Here is a 24,993-nt window from a genome sequence, read left to right on the forward strand (position 1 = left end):
GCAAGGATGATCCGCGCTGTCAGACGCGAGCCGCAGGGCGCAAGGCACGGCCTGATCGAGGACGAGGTGACCCTTGGTTTCGACGGTCGCTTCCGCCGCCGCATCGCGCTCACGGGCGCCAAAGGGTTGCAGTTCCTCCTCGACCTGCCGCAAGTCGAGCGCCTGCGGAACGGCGATGCGCTTGTTCTGGAGGATGGCCGCCGTGTCCGCGTGATCGCCGCACCGGAGCCGCTTGCGGAGATCACGGCCCCGTCCGCCGACGCGTTGGTCCGCATCGCCTGGCATCTCGGCAACCGCCATCTGCCGGTCATGCTCGCAGAAGAGCGCATTCTCATTCGCCGGGATCACGTGATCGAGGACATGGTGCGCGGCCTCGGCGCGACCGTCGCGCATGTGGACGCCCCGTTTGACCCGGAAAGCGGCGCCTATGCCGACGGCGCCCACGGCCATCATCACCATCATCATCACGAGGATCACGACCATCAGCGCGCCTAGGCCAGAGATCGGCGCTTACGGCACCAACCTGGCGCTGGCCGATGGTCCGTCGGCCGGCACGGTCGAGCAACACCAAGCCGCTGGAAAATCGCCATCCCCGGACAACGCCTCACTGTTGTATGTCTGGCTGTCACCCTCCTTCCCCGTCGGAAGCTTCGCCTTCAGCCACGGCATGGAGTGGGCCGTGCACGAAGGCCAGATCCGCGACGCCGCAACGACGGGCGACTGGATCGCAACGCTTCTCGACCGCGGCTCGCTGCGCAGCGACGTCATCATCGCAAGCTGCGCCTGGCGCGCTGTCGACGCCGAGGACGCGACCACGCTGCGCGATCTCTCCGAGCTCAGCTTGGCATTGGTGGGCTGCCGCGAACGCCATCTCGAAACCTCGGTTCAGGCCGGGGCCTTCCTCACCGCCCTGCAGTCGGCGTGGTCGGCCCCACGCATCACCTGGGCCTGCGATGTTCTGGCGGGCGAGGAAACGTCCTATCCCGTAGCACTCGCGATCGGCGCCGCTGCACATGGCATCCCACGCCACCTGATGCTCGAGGCGTTCGCGCTGGCGCTCGTCCAGAACCTAGTCTCGGCAACCATCCGCCTGAGCGTCATCGGCCAGACGGACGGACAGCGCATCATCGCCCGCCTGATGCCGAAAGTCAGGGATATGGCGGCTGCGGCCGACACGTTCACACTCGATGACCTCGGCGCCGCCGCCTTCCACTCGGACATCGCCGCCATCAAACACGAAACGCAAACGACGAGGTTGTTCCGGTCATGACAACGCGCGCGAATGGCCCCCTGCGCGTGGGCATCGGCGGTCCCGTAGGATCGGGCAAAACGGCGCTGATGGAAGCGCTGTGCAAGACGTTCCGCGACCGCCTCGACATCATCGCCATCACCAACGACATCTACACCAAAGAGGACGCGCTGATCCTGACGCGCGCCGCTGCGCTGCCGCCCGAACGGATCATGGGCGTGGAAACCGGTGGCTGCCCCCACACCGCCATCCGCGAGGACTGCTCGCTCAACCTCTCGGCCATCGCCGAGATGCGCACCAGGTTTCCGGATGCGGATCTCGTGCTGATCGAATCCGGCGGCGACAACTTAGCGGCGACGTTCTCGCCGGAGCTCGCCGACATCACGATCTACGTCATCGACGTCGCACAGGGCGAAAAGATCCCGCGCAAGGGCGGGCCAGGCGTGACGCGCTCCGACCTTCTCGTCATCAACAAGATCGACCTCGCGCCCCACGTCGGCGCCAATCTCGAGGTCATGGATCGGGACGCGAAGAAGCAGCGCGGAGAGCGCCCGTTCGTCTTCACGAATATTCGCGCGGGCGAGGGTGTGGCCGAGGTCGCCGCATTCATCACGCGCGCAGGCGGCCTCTCCGCGTGAGCAGCTGGTTTGCGGTGCCATCACAGCGGCCAGCTGCGTCTCGCTAATGCCGAGCGTCTAGCATCTTCGATCTGCATCGAAATGAAGTCGAATGGGCGCAACGGGTGGTCCGCTGCGCCCGTAATCGCATCATCGCTCGGCAACGATTACCACTGAAGCTGAACACCGGCGATGAAGCGCTCGATATTGTCGGAGCTGTCATCAATGTCGGTCTCAGAGTAAATTGCTGACAGACGAAGATCGTGTCCCTTGATTATGTAATTGGTGCCGATCGACCACTCGCTGACGTCGGGTCCGAAATCGTTCTCGAAGTCCTGATAACGGAAGACCGGCTGGAACTTGCCGATGCCGACCTTGTGGTCGATCAGGAAGCTGGTCAGGAACATCAGGCTCCTGCCATCGGAGAGACCGTTGATCGCATCGATGCCGTCGGTGTCAAAGACATAGTAGGCGCCTTCGAGCGTCAGAACGTGTCCGCCGAACACCTTCTTCTGCATCAGCACGTCGATGTTGAAGCCGGAGAAATCACCCGATGTGATGCCGTCGGTCGCCGCATCCGCCTGAAATTGGCCGACCAGAGCAACGGAAAGTAGCTCCTTCTCGCCGTAATAGTCGCTCGACGTATAGTAGCCCGACTCCGGATCCCAGAAGTTGTAGGTAAGGCGGCCGGCGATGAGGGGACTGTCCGTATCGGGGTTATCGCAAGCGTTGTCTTCCTCGGTGCAACCTGCGAAAGCACCGACGGCGTACTTGAAGACGCCCTTTCCGGTCTCGCCCCAGATCGCCGCGCCGTTGTCGCGACCCTGGAAAATCTGCGGATAGCGACTCGCGATGAGCGGATACTCCCATGTGCCGATGTAGTAAGGCCCGTTGAGGTTCGAGCGATCGCTGGGCGCGAGCATGCGGCCGCCCCAGATGTTGAAGTAATCGTTGAACTCCAGCCGCAGGATGGCATCCATCATGCGCAGGTCATTGATGTCCCCGCGTCCATCCACCTCAATCTCAGTGTTGAATGTGAAGCCAATGACCTTACTGAACTGGCCGTTCGTGTAGATTCGCGCGCTTTCGAGCCGCGCGTCGTGCTCGTCGAGAGCATCCTCATTGTAAGTGTAGGACGCGCGCAGGCCGGCGCCGACGCTGAGCCACGAATCCGGCCCGAAGGTCCACTTTTCTCCGCCTGACGCCGTTCCGACCCCGGTTAGCACCGCCGCTCCAGCCAGCAAGGCCAACTTGCTGCGGCGAAAGTCACGATAAGCCATCCAATCCCCCTGGATTTCAGCAACAGAGGCCGAGACACACAAAAATAGATCGGCCGATTCAAACTACTGAAATCATAGAACTTTCAGCGTGCCACAAAAAACTTATTGTCGAAATTGAGCGCACAATGAATTAGCAACGCGTGGCCAGATTTTATGCAATGAGCGCAGCGCTGAATGAGTGAAATTATCCACGCAATTACAGGACATTAGGAGGGATTTTCGAGAACGAACGGCGCGCGCTGACTGGCAGCTCGAAAAAACCATGCGTTTCACGTCTTTCTAGCCCCATTCCGGGGCAAGAAATTACACTGACACGAAACATCGCTTATGGTCTGTTTGCGGCAAAATGTTTCAAATTCGTCACACCCGGATTTTCGGGGAAACGGCGCCTGCATTCATGGCTGCGCGAACGCAGAAATCACGAAAGTGCAATAAATGGATCGGCGCATGGAGGAGGATGGTCAGCGATCGCGCCGCGGTCGGGTTCGAGGACGCCACCGCAGCTTGCTTCTGGAGACACCGCTTGCCTTCTGCCGCGCTTCGGAGAGCGAGACGCGGATGCAATCCTCGATCGATCCAACGACCGCTTCGATCTCGCGTCGCGTCAGTCCTGCGAGCAGTGCGTCATCGAGGCACTTCGCCGTCAGCATCGGAACGTCCTCGGCACTACCAACCCGGCCAACGACGTGCCAGCGCAACCAATCTATAAGAAATTCCGTGACTCTGGACGACATCGCGATTTCGCTTGGTCTGCGCCAACGCCTCGACCTGCGCTGCACGACTCGCGCCAAATCATCAGCGCCGTTGCCACACCTGTCGAAGGACGCAATGTGGCCCACGCACCGGCCGCCCCTCGCAGTCGAAAAACGGATCAGAGGCGCTTACGTACGACGCGAGGCATTTCCCGCCTGCAGGTGCTTGCGCCTCAGTGGCTGATCATCCAGGGCCGAGCGGCAGGAAAGCTCTTGGCCGCTGCGGGCTCCTGCGCGTTCTTCTTCGCCGCCTTGCCAGAACAGCATCCACAGCCAGCGCCATGTCCCGACGACCGCTTCGGCTCGTGCGACGATCTCTCGTTCGTCTCGGCCGCCATCCGCCGCCCGCGATCCATACCAGCGAACGCCGGCGCCGTGAGAAGCACACGCGGCGCCTCGCCGCCGCATGTCGGACAATCTTGCGGCAGCTCGAATTCTGCCATCACGCGCATGGCCGTGAAGGGTCCGCACGCGGGACAATCGTAATCGTACATCGGCATGGGACGGTTTCCTCAAATGGGTTAGGGCTGGCCTGAAACAACCAGCCCGCAGAAGTCCTGCGCCGCGCTAGAGATCCGGCGCCAACGGCATCTGAATCGAACCGTCAAGAAACTTACTCGGCCCAGCAGCAGACGGGTTGATGTCGAAGTCGAAGATCTTCGTCGGAACCCACAGCGTTGCACACGCATTGGGGATATCGACCACGCCCGAGATGTGCCCCTGCACCGGCGCCGTGCCGAGGATCGAGTAGGCCTGGGCACCCGAGTAGCCGAACTTCTTCAGATACTCGATCGCGTTCAAGCAGGCCTGGCGATAGGCCACGTGCACATCGAGATAATACTGCTTGCCAGCCTCATCGACGGAGATGCCCTCGAAGATCAGATAGTCATCGTATTTCGGCGTGATCACCGACGGCTTGAAGATTGGGTTCTTGATCCCGTACTTCGACATGCCGTCCTTGATCACGTCGACCTTGAGGTGCAGCCAACCGGCCATCTCGATGGCGCCGCAGAACGTGATCTCGCCATCGCCTTGGCTGAAGTGGAGGTCGCCCATCGAAAGCCCACCACCCGGCACGTACACCGGGAAGAAGATCTTCGAGCCGCGCGAGAGATCCTTGATATCGCAGTTGCCGCCGTGCTCGCGCGGTGGCACCGTACGCGCAGCCTCCGCGGCAGCCTTCTCCTTCGCCTCGCCCTTGAGCTTGCCCATGTGCGCCGTCGGCGCGAACGGCTTGGTGCCGACGGGCGGCACGCGGTCCGCGTTCGCGTCAACGAACGCGATCTCGCGGTCATTCCAGGTCTTGAGCAGCTTCGGGTCCGGCAAACACCCGATCAGACCGGGGTGGATGAGACCCGGAAACCGCACGCCCGGCACGTGACGCGATTTCGTGAACATGCCCTCGAAATCCCAGATCGATTTCTGGGCCATGGGAAAGTGCTCAGTCAGAAAGCCGCCGCCGTTCTTCTTCGAGAAGAAGCCGTTGAAGCCCCAGTGGTTGTCGGGCATCGCACCGATATCGAGAATCTCGACGACAAGGAGATCGCCCGGCTCGGCTCCCTTCACGCCGACAGGGCCGGACAGGAAGTGCACGATCGTGAGATCGATGTCGCGGACGTCCGAGGCATCGTCGTTGTTCTTGATGAAGCCGCCCGTCCAATCATACGTCTCGATGATAAAGTCGGAGCCTGGTTCGGTCCACGCGACGATAGGAATGTCCGGGTGCCACCGGTTGTGCACTAATTCGTTTTCGTAGGGCGACTGCGATAGGTCGACCTTGATGAGCGTTTCGGTCATTCCAACTCCCCTTCGGTTCTGACGGTTACGGAACGAAATTCAAACGGAGAGATACTTGGCCACCTTGACCTCATCGACCGAGGCGCGCGGCTCGTCGTGCACGATCTCTCCGTTCTCGACGACAAGAACGCGGTCAGCGACATCGAGCGCGAAGCTCAGAACCTGCTCTGACACCACGATCGACAGGCCGCGCTCATCGCGGATGCGTCGCAGCGTGCGCGCCATCTCCCGGATGATCGACGGTTGGATGCCCTCCGTCGGCTCGTCGAGCAGCAGCACTTTGGGCCTTGTCGCCAGCGCCCGCGCAATCGCGAGCTGCTGCTGCTGACCGCCAGAGAGATTGCCGCCGCGCCTCCCCTTCATTTCCAGCAACACCGGAAAGAGCTCGTAGATATCGCCCGAAACCTCGCGATCTCCGCCTGCGATGAGACCTGTCTCGATGTTCTCCTGCACGGTCATGGTGGAGAAGATCATGCGTCCCTGCGGTACGTAGGCCATTCCCTTCTTGACGCGCTGATAGCTCTTGAGCCCAGCCACACTCTCCCCACCAAGCAGGATATCGCCCGCCGTCTGCGGCATGATTCCCATCATGGCCTTCATGAGCGTGGTCTTGCCCATGCCGTTGCGCCCCATGATGGCGATGATCTCGCCCGGCGAGACCTTGAAGCTCGCGCCATGCAGCACCTCGCTTTGCCCGTAGGCGGCATGCAGGCTTTCGACATCAAGCATGGATCCGTGCTCCTCAATGGCCGAGGTAGACTTCGATAACCTTGGGATCGTTCTTGACCTGCTCCATCGAGCCTTCCGCGAGGATCTTGCCCTGGTGCAGCACGGTGACCTTGTGCGCGATGTCCTCGACGAACTTCATGTCGTGCTCGATGACGAGCACAGACCGATCCTTGATGATCGTGCGCAGAAGCTCCGCGGTCTTGACGCGTTCACTGACGCTCATGCCGGCAACCGGCTCATCGAGCATGAGCAGATCAGGGTCCTGGATCAGCAGCATGCCGATCTCGAGCCACTGCTTCTGCCCGTGGCTGAGGAAAGCCGCCTGCTCGTTGAGCTTGTCCTTGAGGAAGATGATCTCCGCGATCTCACTCACGCGATCCTTCACCGACTGATCGCGCTTGAAGGTCAACGCGCCCCACACGGAGCGCCCTCTCGGATAGGAAATCTCGAGGTTCTCGAAGACCGAGAGATCGTCATAGATGGATGGCGTCTGAAACTTGCGCCCCACGCCGGCAAGCACGATCTGGCTTTCGCTCATCTTCGTCAGCTCATTGGAGCGAAACCGAATCGAGCCCTCGGTGGCCTTCGTTTTTCCGCAAATGAGATCGAGCACGGTCGTCTTGCCCGCGCCGTTAGGGCCAATGATTACCCGGATCTCGTTTTCATCGACGTAGAACGAGAGATCGTTCACCGCCTTGAAGCCGTCGAATGACACGGTCAACCCCTCGACGGAGAGCAGGAAGTCCTTCGGCTGCACGCCGATAACAGGTGACATTCGCTTCCCTCCTCACTCGGCAGGCGACGCCGCGATCCCTGACGGGTTGGCAGTGCTGGTCACGGCGCGGCCGCGATAGAGAATTTTGTCGATCGACGGCTGCACATAATCCTTCCAGAGCCCAGCAAGGCCGTTCGGGAAGAACACGACGACAGCGATGAAAAGGCCGCCAAGGCCGAGCAGCCAGAGCTCAGGGAAGCTCTCCGAGAGACCTGTCTTTGCGAAGTTGACGACGAGCGTCCCGTAGATCGCGCCGAGGATGGACAGCCGCCCGCCAACGGCGGTGAAGATGACCATCTCGATGGACGGCACGATGCCGACCAGAGACGGAGACATGAAGCCGACCTGAAGCGTGAACATCGCCCCGCCCATTGCAGCGAAGACACCGGCGAGGCAGAACACGAAGATCTGGAAATTGGCGACCGAGTAGCCGGAGAATCGAACGCGATCCTCGCGCTCACGCATGGCCACGAGGATGCGCCCGAGCTTGGAATGCCGCACGTACATCGCCGCCACGACGACCGCGATCAGCAACGCCGCATTGACGAAGTAGAGAACCTGCTTTGCGCTATCGGTGCGGATGTCCCAGCCGTGAAGTGTACGCAGATCCGTAATCCCGTTCACGCCGCCCGTGTAGCCCTGCTGCCCGATGATGAGGATGGTTGCGATGGCCGCCAGAGCCTGCGTGATGATCGCGAAGTAGACGCCCGATACGCGCCGCTTGAACATCGCAAGCCCAAGCAGGAAGGCGAAGGCCGCCGGCACCAGCACGATCAGGATCAGAGTCAGAGGAAAGGAATGAAACGGCTGCCAGAACCACGGCAGTTCGGTGAGTTGGTTCCAGTCCATGAAGTCCGGAATGCCGGGCGTGGACTGGATTTTCGTGTTCTCGACCGACGACGCCTCGAGCTTGAGGTACATCGCCATGCCGTAGCCACCGAGCGCGAAGAACACACCCTGGCCGAGCGACAGAATTCCGCCGTACCCCCAGCACAGCACCAGCCCGACCGCAACGAACGCATAGGTCAGATACTTGCCGACAAGGTTGAGGCGAAACGCGTCGAGTGCAACCGGAAAGACGACCATGATCAGGATGGCGAGCACCGCCAGCGCCAGAATATCTTTGCGATCGAGAAAAGACGCTTGAGTCATGTGCCTCCTCCCTCAGCGCCGGACTTTGAGCGTGAAGAGACCCTGCGGCCGCAGCATCAGAATGCCGAGGACCGTGAGGAGCGTAATGACCTTCGCCATGGAGCCGGACAGGAAGAACTCAAGCGTCGACTGCGTCTGCGAGATCGAGAAGGCGGAGGCGATGGTGCCGAACAGGCTGGCCGCCCCACCGAAGACGACGATCAGGAACGTGTCGACGATGTAGAGCTGACCGGACGTCGGACCTGTCGATCCGATCATGGTGAACGCCGAGCCCGCGATACCGGCAATGCCGCATCCGAGGCCAAACGTCAGCCTGTCGACTTTTTCCGTATTGATGCCGACGGCACCCGCCATCACGCGATTCTGCACCACCGCGCGAATCTGCTTTCCGAAGCGCGAACGGAAGATGATGAGAAACACGGCGATCGTGATGAGGATAGTGAGGCCCATGACAAACAGACCGTTGATCTGCACGTCGATCATGTCAGTCAGGCTGATTGAACCCATCAACCAATCGGGAAGGACGACACCCACCTCACGTGGGCCGAATACCGAGCGATAGACCTGCTGCAAGATGAGGCTCAGGCCCCATGTGGCGAGCAGCGTATCGAGAGGTCGCTTGTAAAGCCTTCGAATCAACGACCATTCCATCAGCATTCCGAGCGCTCCCGCCGCGCAGAACGCTAAAGCGATCGCTATAAAGAAGTAGATCGGGAAGAGCGCCGGCAGGTATGTCGAGAAGAATTCGGAGCAGAGCCACGTCACGTACGCGCCGAGGATCATGAACTCGCCGTGGGCCATGTTGATCACGCCCATCTGGCCAAAGATGATGGCCAGCCCCAGCGCCATCAGCACGTAGACCGAGAACAGGATCAACCCCGCGAAGCCTTGCATCGCAAAGATTGAGGCGAGATCCCCCAGTGAGTAGTCGCCGAACATTCCCCTCTCCTTCAGCACCAGATCGAAACGCAGAGGCTCGGGCGGAGCACGTCGTCCGCCCGAGCCCGGCGATCACTGATAGCCTTTTGGGAAAGGATCGGGCTCGATGAGCTCGGGGCTCTCGTAAACCACCTTGAACTGGCCATCCCGTTGCGCGAGACCGACGCGCGTCTTCGACCAGAGGTGATGGTTCTCGTGAATCTTCACGTAGCCTTCCGGTGCCTTCATAAACTCGATGCCGGGAGAGGCCGCCGCGACCTTGTCCACGTCGAAGGAGCCGGCCTTCTCGACCGTCAGCTTCCACAGCCAAGGGCCAAGGTAGGCAGCCTGCGTCACATCTCCGATAACCGTCTTCTCGCCCCACATCTTCTTGAACGCTTCGACGAACTCCTTGTTGTTCGGATTATCGAGCGACTGGAAGTACTTCATGCACGCGTAGGCGCCCTCGATGTTCTCACCGCCGATACCATCGATCTCGTCCTCCGTGACCGAGATCGTAACCAGCGTCTGCTTCGAGAGATCGATACCGGCCGCCTTGAGTTGCTTATAGAAAGCCACGTTCGAGCCACCGACGATGATGGCGTAGATCACGTCGGGCTTCCGGAGCTTGATCTTGTTGATGACCGAGTTGAACTGGGTGTGGCCAAGCGGGAAGTACTCCTCGCCGACGACCTTCGTTCCGGTCATGTGATTCTCGATGTGCTTGCGCGCGATCTTGTTCGACGTGCGTGGCCAGATGTAATCCGACCCGAGCAGATAGAAGGTCTTGGCGCCCTTCTCCTTCACGACCCAGTCGAGGCCGGCGATGATCTGCTGCGTCGCCTCCTGGCCCGTATAGATCACGTTCTTGGACTGCTCGAGACCCTCGTAGAAGGTCGGGTAGTACAGCATGCCGTTGTACTGCTCGAAGACCGGCAGCACGGCCTTACGCGACGCCGACGTCCAGCAGCCCATGATCGCCGCGCACTTGTCGTTGACGAGCAGCTTCCTTGCCTTCTCCGCGAACGTCGGCCAATCGGAGGCGCCGTCCTCCTGAATGAACTTGATTTTGCGGCCAAGCACACCGCCGGCAGCGTTGATCTGCTCGATGGCGAGTTTCTCGGCCTGCACCGAACCGGTCTCCGAGATGGCCATCGTGCCGGTGATGGAATGCAGAATACCGACTGTCACCTCGCTGTCGGTCACCGCGAGACCCGTGGTGTTCACCGCCGCGGTCGCCGGGGCCTCCGCAAGCGCCGGGCCGGCGAGGAGCCCCGCGAACGGCGCCGCCGCCATGCCGAGAAGCAATCGGCGGCGAAGCTGCGATTGGAGTTCGTCGTGATCGGTCGCCATGGAATCCTCCCTCAGAGCTGCCAACGCGGGCATCGTGGGAGGTATTGGAGGGGACCTTCGCGCAACAGCATATAAGTCACTTGACGTATATGCTGCAGCGCAATCGCGGCCCTATGGTGCTCCTCGCGCGCGCACCCGGCTGCGCGTGATGACTTGAGTACCCGGCATACCCAACCTCATGGACGAAAAGAGTTTTGCCTCTCGCTCGGGAACCGGTACGTTGGGCGCAAGTGGGGTATTGCACCGCATCAAAATTTGCCGACCAAGCGTAAGAGGCAGCCTCTTGAATGACTGATCGGCTCCGTATCGTCCCCGACCGTCGGCGCTACAATCAGTGGGTCGCCGACGAGACACTCGAGGATTATGCGCTGCGCTTCACGGCGAAGCGAGCGCGCCGCTGGTCGGCTGCACGCGTGAGCAACACGGCGCTCGGCACGGTGTCGTTCCTGGCTCTTGAGGCCATCGGTGGCGCGATCACGATTAGCTATGGCTTCGAGAATGCACTCGTCGCCATTCTGAGCGTCTCAATACTGATTTTTATGACCGGGTTGCCGATCGCCTACTATGCGGCGCGCGACGGAGTCGATATCGATCTGCTCACGCGAGGGGCCGGCTTCGGCTATATCGGATCGACGATTACTTCGCTGATCTATGCCTCGTTCACCTTCATCTTTTTCGCGATCGAAGCAGCAATCATGGCGCTGGCGTTGCAGCTGTGCTTCGGCGTTCCGCTTGCTCTCGGCTACATCCTGAGCTCCGTCGTCGTCATCCCGATCGTGACTCACGGCATCAAATGGATCAGTCGGTTCCACCTCTGGACCCAACCCTTCTGGGTATTGCTCCAGATCGCCCCGCTGATCGTCATCGCGCAGCAGGACCCGCAAAGCTTCGCGACCTGGGTTGGCTATACGGGAACGAACCATCACAGCGCGACCCTCAACCTCCTTGGCGTAGGCGCCGCCGGATGCGTCGTGTTCGCGCTCATTGCGCAGATCGGCGAGCAGGTCGATATCCTGCGCTTCATGCCGGAGCGCACCAAAGCCAATCGCATATCATGGTGGACCGGCGTCATCGCGTCAGGACCGGGGTGGATAATTCCTGGTGCAGTCAAAATCTTGATCGGCTCGTTTCTGGCCGTTCTCGCGTTGAGCCACGGCGTACCCGTCTCCCAGGCGGGCGAGCCGACCCAGATGTATCTCGTGGCGTTCGGCTACCTCACGTCATCTCCGCAAGCCGCGCTCGTGCTGACGGGCATATTCGTCGTGCTATGTCAGCTCAAGATCAACATCACGAACGCATACGCAGGATCGATCGCCTGGTCGAACTTCTTCTCGCGCCTGACCCACGCCCACCCTGGCCGGATCGTCTGGTTGTTTTTCAACGTCGCCATCGCCTTCCTGCTGATGAAGGCCGGCATTTACAAAACTCTTGAGCACACGTTGGGACTTTACTCGGTCGTCGCCGTCGCCTGGCTCGGTGCCATCGTGGCTGACCTGTGCATCAACAAACCGCTTGGTCTCAGCCCGAAGCGGATCGAGTTCAAGCGCGCGCATCTTTACGACATCAACCCGGTCGGCGTCGGCGCGATGATCGTAGCGACCGCAGCGGCAGCGCTATCCTATAGCGGCACCTTCGGAGTTTACGCTCAAGCGCTGGCTCCCCTTGTCGCCCTCGTTGTGGCCGTCCTCGTTGCTCCCGCCATCGCCTACGCAACATCAGGAAAGTACTATCTGGCCCGCAAACCGCGGGCGGGCTGGAATCAGAAGCCCGCCGTTCGCTGCGCCGTGTGCGAGCACGAATTCGAGCCCGAGGACATGGCGCACTGTCCTGTCTACTCCGGCCCCATCTGCTCACTATGCTGTTCCGTCGACGCGCGTTGCCGTGACGGATGCAAGCCACATGCACGTTACCAGACGCAGCTACTGAGCCTGCTTCGCGCCGTCCTGCCCAAACATATGGTCGCCGGCCTTAACACGCGCACGGGCCACTTCTTCGGCGTCTTCACCTTGCTATGCGGCATTCTCGGGCTCGTCTTGACGCTCGTGCACTACCTCGCGATCACCGCCGTCCCCCAGGAAGCCACCGCCATCGCCGGCACGCTCTGGGCTGCCTTCTTGATCCTCTCGATCATTGCCGGCATCGCTGGCTGGCTGTTCGTCCTGGCGCAGGAAAGCCGGAAAATTGCCCAGGATGAATCAGCGCGCCAAACGGCGCTGTTGACGGTCGAGATCGAAGCCCACAAACGCACCGACAAAGAGCTTCACAAAGCCAAGGAAATTGCCGAGGCCGCGAACCTGGCAAAAAGCCGCTATGTCGTTGCCATCAACCATGAGCTGCGCACGCCGCTCAACGCCGTGCTCGGATATGCCCAACTGCTTGACGTAGACGGTCTGCTGCCCCCCAAGGCCCAGAAGGGCATCCGGGTCATCCGGCGTAGTGCCGAGCATCTTTCCGGACTGATCGACGGCCTGCTCGACATCTCGAAAGTGGAAGCAGGACGCCTTGAACTGTCGTCGAACGAAGTTCGCATCCGTGAGTTCCTCGAACAGTTGGCCGATATGTTCCGCTTGCAGGCCAATTCAAAAGGCATCGAGTTTATCTTCACGGGCGGCTCGGGCTTGCCCCCCGTGGTCCGGGCGGACGAAAAGCGCCTGCGCCAAGTCCTGATCAACCTGCTGTCCAATGCGGTAAAGTTTACGGACTCGGGTCACGTGGCAATGCGCGTCTCCTACCGTAGCCAGATCGCAGAGTTTGAGATCGAGGATACCGGCATCGGCATCATGCCAGGAGACGTCGAGCGCGTCTTCCAGCCATTCGAGCGCGGCGAGATAACGCGCGCGAAGCTACGCCCCGGCATGGGGCTCGGCCTCACCATCACGAAGTTGCTCGTCGAGATCATGGGCGGCGAGATTTCGGTCAAAAGCACGCCGGGCCGCGGTAGCCTGTTCCGGGTCAAGCTGATGCTCGCACACATAGCGGACGCCCGCCCCCCTGCGGCGCCACAGGCGCGCATCACAGGATACGTCGGGGAGCGCAAGCTCATTCTGGTCGTGGACGACGACGGAGATCATCGCGAGCTGATGCGCGAAGCCCTCGAGCCGATCGGCTTTTCCTTCATCGCCGCACCGGATGGCGCTTCCGCCCTGACCATCGCCGAGGAATGCGTCCCCGACCTCTTCATCCTCGACATCTCGATGCCGGAGATGTCCGGCTGGGATGTCGCCCGGCGCCTCCGCGAGAGCGGCCACTCCGCGCCGATCCTGATGATGTCCGCCAACATCGGCGACAGTACCGGCAAAGCGGCCGGTGAGCCGGACCACGACAGCATGCTGTCGAAGCCGTTCGATATCCAGACCCTGCTAGCACGCATTCAGGTCATGTTGAAGCTTCAGCTGATGACGACAACCGACGCCGCCGATCAGCCGCCGTCCATGCCCGCCATCCATCCTGTCAGCAAGCCAGGTCCGCAACACATTGAGGAGCTAACGCGCCTTGGAGAAATCGGCTACGTCACAGGCATCGAGGCCAAGCTCTCCGAGCTCGAAGCGGCCGACGTGGGGACAATCTCGTTCGTTACCGCCGCCCGTGAGCGGATCCGCGCCTTCGACCTCCGGGGTTATATGGCGCTCCTCGAACGGCAGGGCGATCGCGGACGCGCCGATGACTGAGTCAGACCCGAAAGCCGTGGTGCTTGTCGTCGACGACAACCCGGAGACGCTCGATATGCTCACCGACGCTCTCGAACAAATCGGCGCGCAGGTTCTGGTCGCAACGGATGGCGAGCGCACGCTGACCACCGTCGCGCGCATTGTCCCAGACATTATCCTGCTCGATGCCGTGATGCCGCAAATGGATGGCTTCGAAACCTGTCGCCGGCTGAAACGGCTTCCCGAGCTTGCGCACGTACCGATCATTTTCATGACCGGCCTCCGGGAGACCGATCGGATTGTCGAAGGCCTCGAAGCGGGGGGCGTGGACTATGTGACAAAACCGATCGCGATCGACGAGCTTCTAGCGCGAATCCGGGTGCACCTCGCCAACGCGCGCCTGTCGCGAAGTGCGCGCGCGGCGCTCGACACGACCGGGCGCTTCCTATTTGCCACCGATGCAAGCGGCCGTCTTTTGTGGTCGACGCCTCAAGCAAGCCGCTTGCTGACCGCTGCCTTCGGCGATTTCGATGAGCCAGATTTCGCTTTCCCGGCACCCGTCATCAAAAGGCTGATGGATCGAACCGAGGCCGCTTCCGATCAGCCCATGGCCACGCTGCGCACGTTGCTGGACGATCGCATTCTCAACGTATCGTTCGTAGGCCGCATGAGCGGCGACGAGATCCTGCTACGGGTTTTCGAGGAAAGTTCCGTCGGCGACACCGGCCTGCTTAAGGAACGACTGAACCTGACGGCACGCGAAGCCGAGGTGCTACTTTGGATCGCGCACGGAAAATCAAATCGCGATATCGGGCAAATTCTCGGCATGAGCCCTCGCACCGTGAACAAGCACCTCGAGCAGATTTACGTAAAGCTCGGCGTCGAGAACAGAGCCGCAGCCGCTGCGGTCGCCGTCCGGCATCTGTCATAAAGAGCTGGCGCGCACGCCGCTTCGCGAAGCGCGTATGCGAGCAGCGAATATGTGCTGCTGCTTACGAAATGAGCAAGGCTCGCCGACACTCACATCTGCCGCCTCTCCTCATTCCTGCATGTGTCATTGAGCACACATCTCGCTATTAACGGGATGAGCCGCGACATTCGGTTGCACCGTCTGTCCGAACCGCGCCGCGTGGCGAGCGTTAGCTCGTCACTTGTCGGCTCAGGAGCTGCTTAAAGACCCTTCCAAAAGGGGACACATGAAAGATCTGTCGAGCTATCGCGGCCGTCCGTACCAATTTATCGGACGCTTCATCGCCGCCTATCCTTACGCGCACGCAGCCATCGGCCTAGCCGTCGTCGCTGCTGTCTTCTGCTCGGTCTCAACACAATACGGAGTGAAATATCTCGTCGACGCCCTCTCCGGCGCAGGCTCCCAAGAGAAAGTCTGGATCGGCTTTGCGCTGCTCGCGGGATTGATCGCAGCCGACAATTTGCTGTGGCGCGTTGCGAGCTGGATCGCCAATTCGGCATTTGTCGACGTCTCGGGCAACGTTCGCCGTACGCTGTTCAAATATCTGACGGGGCACGCGCCGAGCTATTTCCAGAGCCAGCCGCCCGGAGCCCTCACCAGTCGCATCACCGCCACCTCGAACGCCCTCTACACCGGCGAGACCATGGTGACGTTCAACGTGCTGCCGCCGCTGATCGCCACAGTCGTCTCGGTGGCCTACATGGCAACCGTCAGCCTCACCATGGCAGCGGTGCTGGCGCTTGCCGGCATAGCAATCGGCGCTTTCATCTTTCATTACGCCGCGCGCGCACGACCGCTGCATCGGGCCTACGCCAACGAAGCAGCTGCCGTTGATGGCCAGATGGTGGACGTCGTCTCGAACATGTCGCTGGTGAAGGCATTCGGGCGGCTGCCATTCGAACATCGGCGTCTGAGCGGCGTCGTCTCAAAGGAGATGATTGCACGAAAGCGCAGCCTCTACGCTCTTGAGAGGCTGCGCATCTTCCATGCTTTGGCGACATCTCTCTTTACATTCGCGCTTCTGGCCTGGGTCATCACGCTCTGGAGCAACGGCCATGCCACCGCGGGCGACGTGATCCTTGTCTGCACGCTCGGTATCTCAGTGCTTTCCGCGACCCGCGATCTGGCTGTCGCCCTGGTGGACGTCACACAGCATTTGGCGCGCCTTTCGGAAGCACTTGAGCGGCTGCTCACGCCGCATACCCTCGCAATCCCGCACGGAAACGTCGAAGAGATGCCGCAGTCTCCCGGGCGGATCGCATTCGAGGAGGTCAGTTTCTCCTACCCGGACGGAAGGAATGCGCTGAGCAGCGTCAGCTTCGCCATCGACAAGGGCGAGCAGATTGGCATCGTCGGGCCGTCCGGCGGCGGCAAGTCGACGATCTTCTCGCTCATCCAGCGGTTTTATGAGGCCGATAGCGGCACGGTCCTGCTCGACGGACAGGATGTCAGCATCATTCCCGACGAAGCGTTGCGCCGGGCAATCGGTGTCGTCTCGCAGGACGTCACGCTGTTTCACCGCTCCCTGCGCGAGAACATTCGCTATGGCCGGCCCGGTGCGAGCGACGCCGAGATCTGGCACGCGGTCGAGGCCGCGCGCTGCGACGGCTTCATCTCAGCGATGCCCCACGGTCTCGACACGGTGGTTGGAGACCGTGGCGCCAAGCTGTCGGGCGGACAACGCCAACGCATCGCCATCGCGCGCGCCTTCCTGAAGAACGCACCGATCTTGCTGCTCGACGAGGCAACAAGCGCCCTCGACGCCGATTCAGAGGAGAAAGTGCGTGAGGCGCTCGAGAACTTGATGGCCGGACGCACCGTTCTCGCCATCGCACACAGGCTTTCGACGCTGAGATCATTCCGGCGCGTGATCGTGGTCGATCAGGGATCCGTGATCGAGGACGGTCCCCCGGAAGCGCTTCTGCGTAGCGGCGGCGCCTACAAAGCCATGGTCGATTTGGAGCTCAGTCGCCTCAGCGGCCTGCGCGCAGCATGAGGAGGCGGCACATTTTCAGGTTCGTTGTTCAGGTGTTGGGACCAATTGCAGGAGAAAACGCAGAATGCGCATCGCACAGATTGCCCCTCTGGCGGAGGCCATACCACCGAAATTCTATGGCGGATCAGAACGCGTCGTCTCGTGGCTCACGGAAGAGCTCGTGCGGCGTGGTCATGACGTAACGCTTTTTGCGAGCGGCGACTCGCTCACTGACGCGACACTCGTACCGGGCGCGCCGGCTGGTCTTCGGCTTTCGGGAATCAAGGATCACCTCGCAAGTAATCTCGTGATGCTGAGCGAGGTTCGCAGCCGCGCCTCGGAATTCGACGTGATACACTTTCATACCGATCTGCTGCAGTATCCGATATTCGAGCCTATCGGCGATCGCACGATCACGACCATGCACGGTCGACTCGATCTCCCGGACTTCATGCCCGTGTACAAGAGGTTTTCCGACATGCCGCGCGTGTCGATCTCGAACGCCCAGCGCACCCCCGCGCCGGAAAATACGAATTGGTTGGATACGATCTACCACGGGTTCCCTGCCGACCTTTTCCCCTTCAGCCCGAAAGGGGGACCCTACCTCGCGTTCCTGGGCCGCATCTCTCCCGAGAAGCGTCCTGATCGTGCCATCGAGATCGCGGTCAAGGCCGGCATCCCGCTTAAGATCGCAGCCAAGGTCGATCCGGTCGACACAGCCTACTTTGAGAATGTAATCGAACCGATGCTCGATCATCCACTCGTCGAATACATCGGCGAGATCAACGATCGGAAGAAGGGCGAATTCCTCGGCAACGCCCTCGCGCTCCTTTTCCCGATCGATTGGATCGAGCCGTTCGGGCTGGTCATGATCGAGGCGATGGCATGCGGCACGCCCGTGATCGGGTGGCGCAACGGCTCTGTTCCCGAGGTACTTGAGGACGGCGTGACCGGCTTCGTCATAGGTTCGATCGACGAGGCGGTCGAGGTAGCATCCAGGGTCGGCGCGCTGGACCGTGCGCGCGTGCGCAATACCTTCGAACGCCGCTTCACCGTAGAGAAAATGACGGATCGCTACGTTGCAGCCTACGAAAGACTCGCAGGCGTAGAGCACAAGAATGGCCGCGCGGTCGCGCAACCCATTCTCGCCGCCGTCTGACACTATTACGACTGCAAGGCCACGGGGGGAGACGAGATGCGAACGGGACAGACCTCTGTGTGTTCTCGTACCCCCACCACTGCCTCTCACGCGTGCTTCCCGACCAGCGCTCGGCAACGTTCAATCCATGATCCCATAAGAACACTTGGTAGGCGCCGCAGACTCGCCCCGCGACGCGCTCGACCGAGCAGTCATGGCGCCCATCGAGATGCATCATCATCCGTCCGCCTAAGCTCGCGTCAGGGGGTGCTCATGGCCGGATCTGCGGCGGGGCGGCCCGGGACACCGGATCTCGCAACCCACTTTACGGCCACATAAAAGACCGGCGTGAATAGCAGGCCGAAGATCGTGACACCAAGCATGCCGAAGAACACGGCCGTGCCAATGGCCTGACGCAACTCGGCGCCAGCGCCTTCCGCAATCATCAGCGGCACGACACCGAGGATGAACGCGAACGAGGTCATGAGAATTGGCCTGAGGCGTAGACGCCCCGCTTCGACCACGGCATCGACCGTCGACCATCCCGACGCCTCGAGATCCCGCGCAAACTCCACGATCAGGATCGCGTTCTTGGCCGCGAGACCCACCAGCACGATGAGGCCGACCTGGGTCAGGATGTTGTTGTCCTGCCCCATCCAGAGTACGCCGCCGATCGCCGAGAGCAGAACCATCGGCACAATCAGAATAACCGCCACCGGCAGGGCCCAGCTCTCATACTGCGACGCGAGCACCAGATAGACGAACACGACGCTGAGCAGAAAGATCACGATACCGCCGCCCGCGAGTCGCTGCTGATACGAAAGCTCCGTCCACTCGATGACGAAATCCGCGGGCAGTACCTTCTCTGCGATCTCCTCGACCAGCTCGAGAGCTGCGCCCGAACTGACCGCTGGAACAGCCTCGCCGATCACCTCCGCAGTCGGGAACAGGTTGTAGCGCGGAACGCGGTCCGGCGCGCTATCCGGCCGGAAGGTCGCGATCGCACCGAGCGGCACCATGGTACCCGTTTCGCTCTTGGCCTTGAGACGCCCAATCTGCTCCACATCGAGACGGTTGAGCCCCTCGGCCTGCGCAATCACCTGATAGGTGCGGCCCGAGAGGTTGAAGTCGTTGACGTAGGCGCTGCCGAGATAGGCCTCGAGCGTCTCGTGCACACGCTCCACGGGCACGCCGAGCATCTCGGCTTTGGTGCGGTCGATGTCGAGGTAATATTCGGGCGAGCTGGCGTTGAACGGGGTGAACGCGTATTGGATCCTGGGATCAGCCCGCAATGCCGCAAGCAGCTCACCCGTTGCCTTTTCCAGCTCCGCCGGCCCACGGTTCGTGAGGTCCTGGACGCGCAACGAGAAGCCGCCCGACGCACCGATGCCACGCACGGTCGGCGGCGCAATGACGGTAATCTGCGCGCCCGTGATATCGACATAAGCCGCGTTGAGCTTCGCCTGAATGGCGTTGACCGACTTTCCCGGATCGCCGACCCGCTTCTCGAACTCCTCGAACTGTACGAACACTACACCCGCGCTGCTCGACCCGGTACCGGTTGCGATGGAGCGACCTGGAAAAATATGCACATAGTTGACACCCGGAATCTTCCGGGCACGTGCACCCATCTCGCGCGAGATCTCGTCCGTCCGTTGCAGCGACGCACCCGCCGGGAGCTGCGCCATGGCGATGACATAGCCCTGATCAGCGACAGGCACGAATCCGCGCGGCACGATGATGAAGGCATAAACGGCGGCCACGACGAGCCCCGCATAGATGATCAGCATGACGGGCGCACCGCGTATGGCAAGCCGCGTCACCCTGGCGTAACCCGACGCCAGCGCATCGAAGAACGCGTTGAAACCATTGACCAACGGCTGCAGCGCGCGCGCGATCAGGCTCGGCCGCCGATGTGAATGCCCGTCGTGCCCCTTGAGAAGCAACCCGGAGAGCGCAGGACTGAGCGTGAGCGAGTTGAACGCCGAGATCAGCGTCGCAACAGAGATCACAACCGCGAACTGTCGGAAGAACTCGCCCGAGATGCCGTCGAGAAACATGGTCGGCACGAACACACTCGTCAGCACCAGCGCGATCGAGACCAGCGCGCCCCCCACCTCGTCCATGGTCTTGCGAGCCGCCTCCTTCGGCGAAAGCCCCTCTCGCAAATACCGCTCGACGTTCTCGACCACGACGATCGCGTCGTCGACCACGATGCCCACCGCGAGCACGAGCGCAAACAGCGTCAGCGTGTTGATCGTATAGCCGAAGGCAGCCATGGCTGCGAACGTACCGACCAGCGAAACCGGGATAGCCAGCAGCGGGATGATCGTCGCACGCCCGTTCTGCAGGAACACGATCACGACCAGAACGACCAGCGCAATGGCTTCATAGATCGTGTGCTCGAGCGCCTCGATCGACGTGCGGACAAAGAACTCCGTCGGGTTGTAGGTCATGCGATATTCGACGCCCGACGGGAAATCCTTCGACAGCTCCTTCATCTTGTCCTGCACGGCGACCGACGCATCGAGCGCATTCGTGCCGGGACGCTGAAACGCCAGCAAAGCCACGACCGGGATGTCGTTGATGTAGGCGTTGGTGCCGTAGTCACGCGCACCGAGCTCAGCGCGGCCCACATCCTTCACGCGCACGATGCGTCCGTCCGTGCCGCGTTTGATGATGATTTCGTCAAACTCCTGCGGCTCGATGAACCGGCCTTGCACCGTAACGGACGACTGGAACGCACGATCCGTCGGAACGGGCGGCTGCGCCAGCACACCGCCCGCAACTTGGACGTTCTGCGCGCGCAGCGCCGCCACAACCTCGCTCGCCGAAAGGCCGAGCTCCGCAATCTTGTCGGGATCGAGCCAGAGACGCATGGCGTAATCACGCGCGCCAAAGATCTCGATGCTGCCGATGCCTGGGAGCCGGTTCAGCACGGGCACGATGCGTTGCGTTGCGTAGTTCGAGAGGTAGAGCTGGTCGCGGCTGTTGTCCGGCGAGACGAGCTGCGCGACCAAAAGGAAGTCAGGCGAGTTCTTCTGCACGTTTACACCGATGCGGCGCACCACCTCCGGCAACCGCGGCTCTGCAAGCGAGACCCGGTTCTGCACCAGCACCTGAGCCTTATCGAGGTCCGTGCCGATGCGGAAGGTCACCGTGAGGCTCAGCCGGCCATCCTGGGTCGACTGCGACTGCATGTAGAGCATGTCGTCGACGCCGTTGACCTCCTGCTCGATCGGTGTCGCCACCGTGTCGGCAATCGTCTTGGCATTCGCGCCGGGATACTGCGCCGTAACAGTGACGGTCGGCGGAATGACCTCCGGGTATTGCGAAACGGGAAGCCGGCTCGCAGCCACGGCGCCGATGATGAGAGTCGCGATCGACAGCGCGATCGCGAACACCGGACGATCGATGAAATAGCGGCCGATGTTCATCGTGTATTCTCCTCCGGAGAGACGCGCGCCGTCTTGACGACACCGTTCGTGTCTCGTGCGTCGACGACGACCTGCTGACCGCCGCGAATCCGCTGCAAGCCGGAGGTGACCACGACATCCTCCGCCGAGAGCCCCTCGCGAACCACGCGCAAGCCATCGACCATCGGCCCGAGCTTCACGTTGCGCAGCTCCGCCTTGCCGTCCTTGACCACGAAAACGACCCGCGACGCCTGATCGACGGTGACGGCTTCGTCGGGGATCATCACAGCGTCATAGGAGCCGCGCCCGAGAAGCTGCACGCGCGCGAAGAGGCCGGGTGTGAACAAAAGGTCCTTGTTGTCGACGACGGCGCGTGCGCGGATCGTGGCGCTGGCGCGATCGATCTGGTTCGAAAGGAAGTCGAGCGCGCCGGCATGCGGAAAGCCACTGTCATCCGGCAAGCCGATGCGCACCGGGCTTGCGTTGTCGCGCGAACTTGGCCTGGTGCCGGCCTGCGCCGCGCGCACATAGCGGAGGTACGCGTTCTGATCGACATCGAAGACAACGTGGATCGGATCCAGCGAGACGATGCTGGTGAGCAGCGTCGCATCCGTCTCTCCGCCCGCAATCAGGTTGCCGACGCTGACCGTGTGACGATCGATACGGCCCGAAACAGGCGCCCGCACCTCAGTGAACTCGAGGTCGAGCTTGGCGCGGTCCAGCGCCGCCCGGGACGCGAGAACGCGCGCCTCCGCCTGACGCACCCCGGACTCGCGCTCCTCGTAGATGCGTTCGGGTACATTCTGCGACGTCACGAGAGCCGCCGCACGCTTGAGCTCTTGCCGCGCGAAGTTGAGCGCCGCCTCGGCCACCTTGAGGTCAGCCTCTGCCGATGAGACCGCCAAGGCGAACGGGCGCCGGTCGATCGTGAACAGAAGGTCGCCCTTCTTCACGAGCTGCCCATCCTTGAAATGGATGTCGGTCAGATAGCCACTCACGCGCGCGCGCACTTCCACGCTTTCGACAGCGGCAAACCGGCCCGTATAGGCGTCCCATTCCGTGATGGTCTTCACGATGGGCTGCGAGGCGATCACTGTAGGCGGAGGCGGCGCAGCCGCTTGGCTCTTGGCATCTCCGAAGTTGCAGCCACCGAGACCCAACGCCGCCAGGACGACAAGAGAAACAGCGAAAGCCGGAAGCTTGGAACGTGTCGACATTTGGAATGCTCCGAAACTGGGTGCACGACATCGGAGCCGGCCCAGGGATCTCGGCTCGGCGACGTCGGCTGAATTTGAAGAGTGAGGCGCTTGAGGCGGTAGATCAGGACTGGAGGATTATTGCCTAATCCTCTCCGTTTCCGGAGCCCAACACGATGCCGTCGTCGGCGGCACGAGGTCGGAGCAGCTCTCCAAAGTGCGGATGGATGACATGGCCCGTCTGAGCTCCTACATATGTACCGATTGGTACCGATATAGGTCAGGCCCGACCGCTGTCAACTTCTATTTGTATCGAGCGGTATGAAAATGTATAGCAACAGCTTCGGAAAGGAGCGACCGTGAACAAGCCGGCACAGAAAGGACGCCCGAGGGAGTTCGACCGCGACGAGGCTCTCGATAAGGCCCTGCACGCGTTCTGGAAAAGCGGATACGAGGGCACCTCGCTTTCGGATCTCACCGACGCCATGGGCATCAACCGCCCGAGCCTTTATGCGGCATTCGGTAGCAAGGAAGAGCTGTTCCGGATCGCGCTCGACCGCTACGCGGAGACCGGTCCCGGCTTCATGCAACGAGAAGCCCTGTCGGAGCCGACCGCGCTCGCCGCCGTGACCCTGCTCCTCAAGTGTCACGCCGAAAGCCTGACGGATCCGAAACACCCGCCGGGATGCCTCGTCGTCCAAGGCGCGCTGATCTGCGGGGACGCAGCCGAATCCATCAAGAAGGAATTGATCGCGCGGCGCGCCGCGGGCGAGGCCGCCGTGCGCGAGCGGCTCGAGCGCGCGAAGGCTGAAGGCGATCTGCCGCCGACCAGCGACCCCGCCGCGCTCGCGCGCTATATCGCAACCGTCGAGCAGGGCATGGCGGTTCAGGCCGCAAGCGGCGCAACGCGCGAGGACCTGCTCGCGGTTGCCGAGATGGCGTTGAGCGCCTGGCCTCCCGCGCTCGGCAATTCTTCCGAGCCGCCCAAGACCAAGGCTTCGCGCACAAACGGACGTCCCGCCAAGACTACAGCGAACGGCCGCCGCTAGGCGGAGGGCCAAACGCGATAGCTCGACTCAACGCCTGGCGCTTGGAATTACCCTTCCGTGAAGCAGTAGCTTACCTCATCCCTCGGGAATTTCTGGTTCGACAAGCCTAGCGAGTTGCACGAGAGATTCCTGCCAACCGAGATAGCACGCCTCGAGCGGAATGACGGTTGGCAAGCCTGTCTGCTCGATGTTGATCTCCGTGCCGACTGAAACCGGCTTGAGTGCAACGGTCACATGAATGACACCCGGCAGGTTCGGATCGTCGAACCTGTCGGTGTAGCGAATAAGCTTGTGCGGGACGAGCTCGAGGTACTCTCCGCCAAAAGAGTGGCCTTTCCCCGTCGTGAAATTTGTAAAAGACATTCTGAATTTGCCGCCGACCGTCGGCTCGAAACTGTGGACCTTGCATGTGAACCCGTTGGGAGGCAGCCACTTGGCCATCGCGTCTGCGTCAAGGAAGGCCCGGTAGACCTTTTCTGGCTTGGCCGCGAGCACACGGTGCAGTCGAACCGTGTTCGTCTGCGGGGCAGCGGCTACTTCTGACTTCTTGGACATGAGGCGCTCCTTCTTCCTATCGACTGACGAGCGGCGTTTCACGGCAGTGCCACTCTCTGACAAGAAGACGCTCGACAATGGCCTGATCCGACACGAGCCCTGAAAGCTTTTTTCTGAGCATCGAACCCACGAATGATCGCCACGCGCGCTCGAAACGGGCCCACCACACATCAGGCAAGCTGATCTTATCGACGTAATGGACAACAACATCGGAAATCGAACGACGCTACGGTTGGCGAGCGCCTGCGCCGGATCGCCTAATTCTCAGCCGGCTCGCGCCGAGGAAATGGCGACCCCGACAGGATTTGAACCTGTGACCCTCAGATTAGGAATTTGAAATCGGCATCTCCATCTGATTTGGCCATAATTGGCCCGGACCGATTTCATGTTGAAGATCAAAGCATAACCCTTGTCGCCCGTGGACT

General features: G+C 61.4%; 20 protein-coding genes and 1 tRNA gene. 8 read left to right on the plus strand and 13 right to left on the minus strand.

Features of this window, described 5'->3' with window-relative positions; genetic code table 11:
* The first annotated feature begins 6 nt into the window (after nt 1–6).
* From ureE to ureG, 3 genes are read left to right on the plus strand one after another with little or no spacing between them, the layout of a single operon-like run.
* A complete protein-coding gene (gene ureE / locus CS1GBM3_RS07925; RefSeq protein WP_072394171.1) occupies nt 7–495 on the plus strand; it encodes an urease accessory protein UreE in 489 nt (162 codons plus the stop codon).
* The gene (locus CS1GBM3_RS07930) at nt 428–1,270 is read left to right on the plus strand and encodes an urease accessory protein UreF (protein ID WP_171946462.1); all 843 of its coding nucleotides are present in this window, start codon (nt 428–430) and stop codon (nt 1,268–1,270) included. The genes ureE and CS1GBM3_RS07930 overlap by 68 nt, the downstream gene beginning before the upstream one ends.
* Nucleotides 1,267–1,887, plus strand: coding sequence for an urease accessory protein UreG (ureG, locus tag CS1GBM3_RS07935; protein ID WP_072394173.1), 621 nt, complete (start codon nt 1,267–1,269; stop codon nt 1,885–1,887). Before CS1GBM3_RS07930 ends, ureG begins: the two co-directional genes overlap by 4 nt.
* A gap of 146 nt (nt 1,888–2,033) precedes the next feature.
* Here the strand turns inward: ureG and CS1GBM3_RS07940 are convergent, their stop codons facing one another.
* From CS1GBM3_RS07940 to urtA, 9 genes are all read right to left on the minus strand, one after another.
* Complete coding sequence (locus CS1GBM3_RS07940; protein WP_072394175.1) at nt 2,034–3,146, minus strand: porin; 1,113 nt, start codon at nt 3,144–3,146, stop codon at nt 2,034–2,036.
* 461 nt (nt 3,147–3,607) lie between these two features.
* Entirely contained in the window at nt 3,608–3,880 is a 273-nt protein-coding gene (locus CS1GBM3_RS07945) for a DUF768 domain-containing protein (protein WP_139247845.1), read from the minus strand.
* 191 nt (nt 3,881–4,071) lie between these two features.
* Nucleotides 4,072–4,398, minus strand: coding sequence for an FmdB family zinc ribbon protein (locus tag CS1GBM3_RS07950; protein ID WP_072394179.1), 327 nt, complete (start codon nt 4,396–4,398; stop codon nt 4,072–4,074).
* Nucleotides 4,399–4,465: 67 nt separating this feature from the next.
* Nucleotides 4,466–5,695: a formamidase gene (fmdA, locus tag CS1GBM3_RS07955; RefSeq protein ID WP_072394181.1), complete on the minus strand. Its 1,230-nt coding sequence runs from the start codon at nt 5,693–5,695 to the stop codon at nt 4,466–4,468.
* A gap of 39 nt (nt 5,696–5,734) precedes the next feature.
* Nucleotides 5,735–6,424 (minus strand): urea ABC transporter ATP-binding subunit UrtE, encoded by a 690-nt coding sequence (gene urtE / locus CS1GBM3_RS07960; RefSeq protein WP_072394185.1) that lies wholly within the window; start codon nt 6,422–6,424, stop codon nt 5,735–5,737.
* A gap of 13 nt (nt 6,425–6,437) precedes the next feature.
* Entirely contained in the window at nt 6,438–7,199 is a 762-nt protein-coding gene (gene urtD, locus CS1GBM3_RS07965; RefSeq protein WP_072394188.1) for an urea ABC transporter ATP-binding protein UrtD, read from the minus strand.
* 12 nt (nt 7,200–7,211) lie between these two features.
* The gene (urtC, locus tag CS1GBM3_RS07970) at nt 7,212–8,351 is read right to left on the minus strand and encodes an urea ABC transporter permease subunit UrtC (RefSeq protein WP_072394191.1); all 1,140 of its coding nucleotides are present in this window, start codon (nt 8,349–8,351) and stop codon (nt 7,212–7,214) included.
* Between the two features lie 12 nt (nt 8,352–8,363).
* A complete protein-coding gene (gene urtB / locus CS1GBM3_RS07975) occupies nt 8,364–9,290 on the minus strand; it encodes an urea ABC transporter permease subunit UrtB (protein WP_072394193.1) in 927 nt (308 codons plus the stop codon).
* A gap of 72 nt (nt 9,291–9,362) precedes the next feature.
* Nucleotides 9,363–10,622 carry an urea ABC transporter substrate-binding protein gene (gene urtA / locus CS1GBM3_RS07980; RefSeq protein ID WP_072394196.1) on the minus strand — a complete coding sequence of 420 codons (1,260 nt, stop codon included), beginning with the start codon at nt 10,620–10,622 and terminating at the stop codon, nt 9,363–9,365.
* Nucleotides 10,623–10,909: 287 nt separating this feature from the next.
* Here urtA and CS1GBM3_RS07985 point away from each other — a divergent pair, with 287 nt between their 5' ends.
* The 4 genes from CS1GBM3_RS07985 (at nt 10,910) to CS1GBM3_RS08000 (ending at nt 18,373) form a co-directional block, all read left to right on the plus strand.
* The gene (locus CS1GBM3_RS07985; protein ID WP_072394199.1) at nt 10,910–14,290 is read left to right on the plus strand and encodes a hybrid sensor histidine kinase/response regulator; all 3,381 of its coding nucleotides are present in this window, start codon (nt 10,910–10,912) and stop codon (nt 14,288–14,290) included.
* Complete coding sequence (locus tag CS1GBM3_RS07990) at nt 14,283–15,200, plus strand: response regulator (protein WP_072394202.1); 918 nt, start codon at nt 14,283–14,285, stop codon at nt 15,198–15,200. The genes CS1GBM3_RS07985 and CS1GBM3_RS07990 overlap by 8 nt, the downstream gene beginning before the upstream one ends.
* 265 nt (nt 15,201–15,465) lie before the next feature.
* Nucleotides 15,466–17,235, plus strand: a complete 1,770-nt coding sequence (locus CS1GBM3_RS07995; RefSeq protein WP_072394204.1) for an ABC transporter ATP-binding protein — start codon at nt 15,466–15,468, stop codon at nt 17,233–17,235.
* Between the two features lie 64 nt (nt 17,236–17,299).
* A complete protein-coding gene (locus CS1GBM3_RS08000; RefSeq protein ID WP_072394206.1) occupies nt 17,300–18,373 on the plus strand; it encodes a glycosyltransferase family 4 protein in 1,074 nt (357 codons plus the stop codon).
* 239 nt (nt 18,374–18,612) lie between these two features.
* Here the strand turns inward: CS1GBM3_RS08000 and CS1GBM3_RS08005 are convergent, their stop codons facing one another.
* Nucleotides 18,613–21,789: an efflux RND transporter permease subunit gene (locus CS1GBM3_RS08005; protein WP_072394209.1), complete on the minus strand. Its 3,177-nt coding sequence runs from the start codon at nt 21,787–21,789 to the stop codon at nt 18,613–18,615.
* Nucleotides 21,786–22,985 (minus strand): efflux RND transporter periplasmic adaptor subunit, encoded by a 1,200-nt coding sequence (locus CS1GBM3_RS08010; RefSeq protein ID WP_072394212.1) that lies wholly within the window; start codon nt 22,983–22,985, stop codon nt 21,786–21,788. Before CS1GBM3_RS08010 ends, CS1GBM3_RS08005 begins: the two co-directional genes overlap by 4 nt.
* A gap of 338 nt (nt 22,986–23,323) precedes the next feature.
* Between CS1GBM3_RS08010 and CS1GBM3_RS08015 the strand changes: the two genes are divergently transcribed.
* Entirely contained in the window at nt 23,324–24,013 is a 690-nt protein-coding gene (locus tag CS1GBM3_RS08015; RefSeq protein ID WP_072394215.1) for a TetR/AcrR family transcriptional regulator, read from the plus strand.
* A 75-nt stretch (nt 24,014–24,088) separates the two neighbouring features.
* Here CS1GBM3_RS08015 and CS1GBM3_RS08020 read toward each other — a convergent pair whose 3' ends face one another.
* Complete coding sequence (locus tag CS1GBM3_RS08020; protein ID WP_072394218.1) at nt 24,089–24,568, minus strand: SRPBCC family protein; 480 nt, start codon at nt 24,566–24,568, stop codon at nt 24,089–24,091.
* 287 nt (nt 24,569–24,855) lie between these two features.
* Nucleotides 24,856–24,931 (minus strand) — tRNA-Arg (locus CS1GBM3_RS08025).
* Nucleotides 24,932–24,993: the final 62 nt, after the last annotated feature.

Origin of the sequence: Hyphomicrobium sp. CS1GBMeth3, assembly GCF_900117455.1 — a bacterium.
GTDB lineage: Bacteria > Pseudomonadota > Alphaproteobacteria > Rhizobiales > Hyphomicrobiaceae > Hyphomicrobium_C.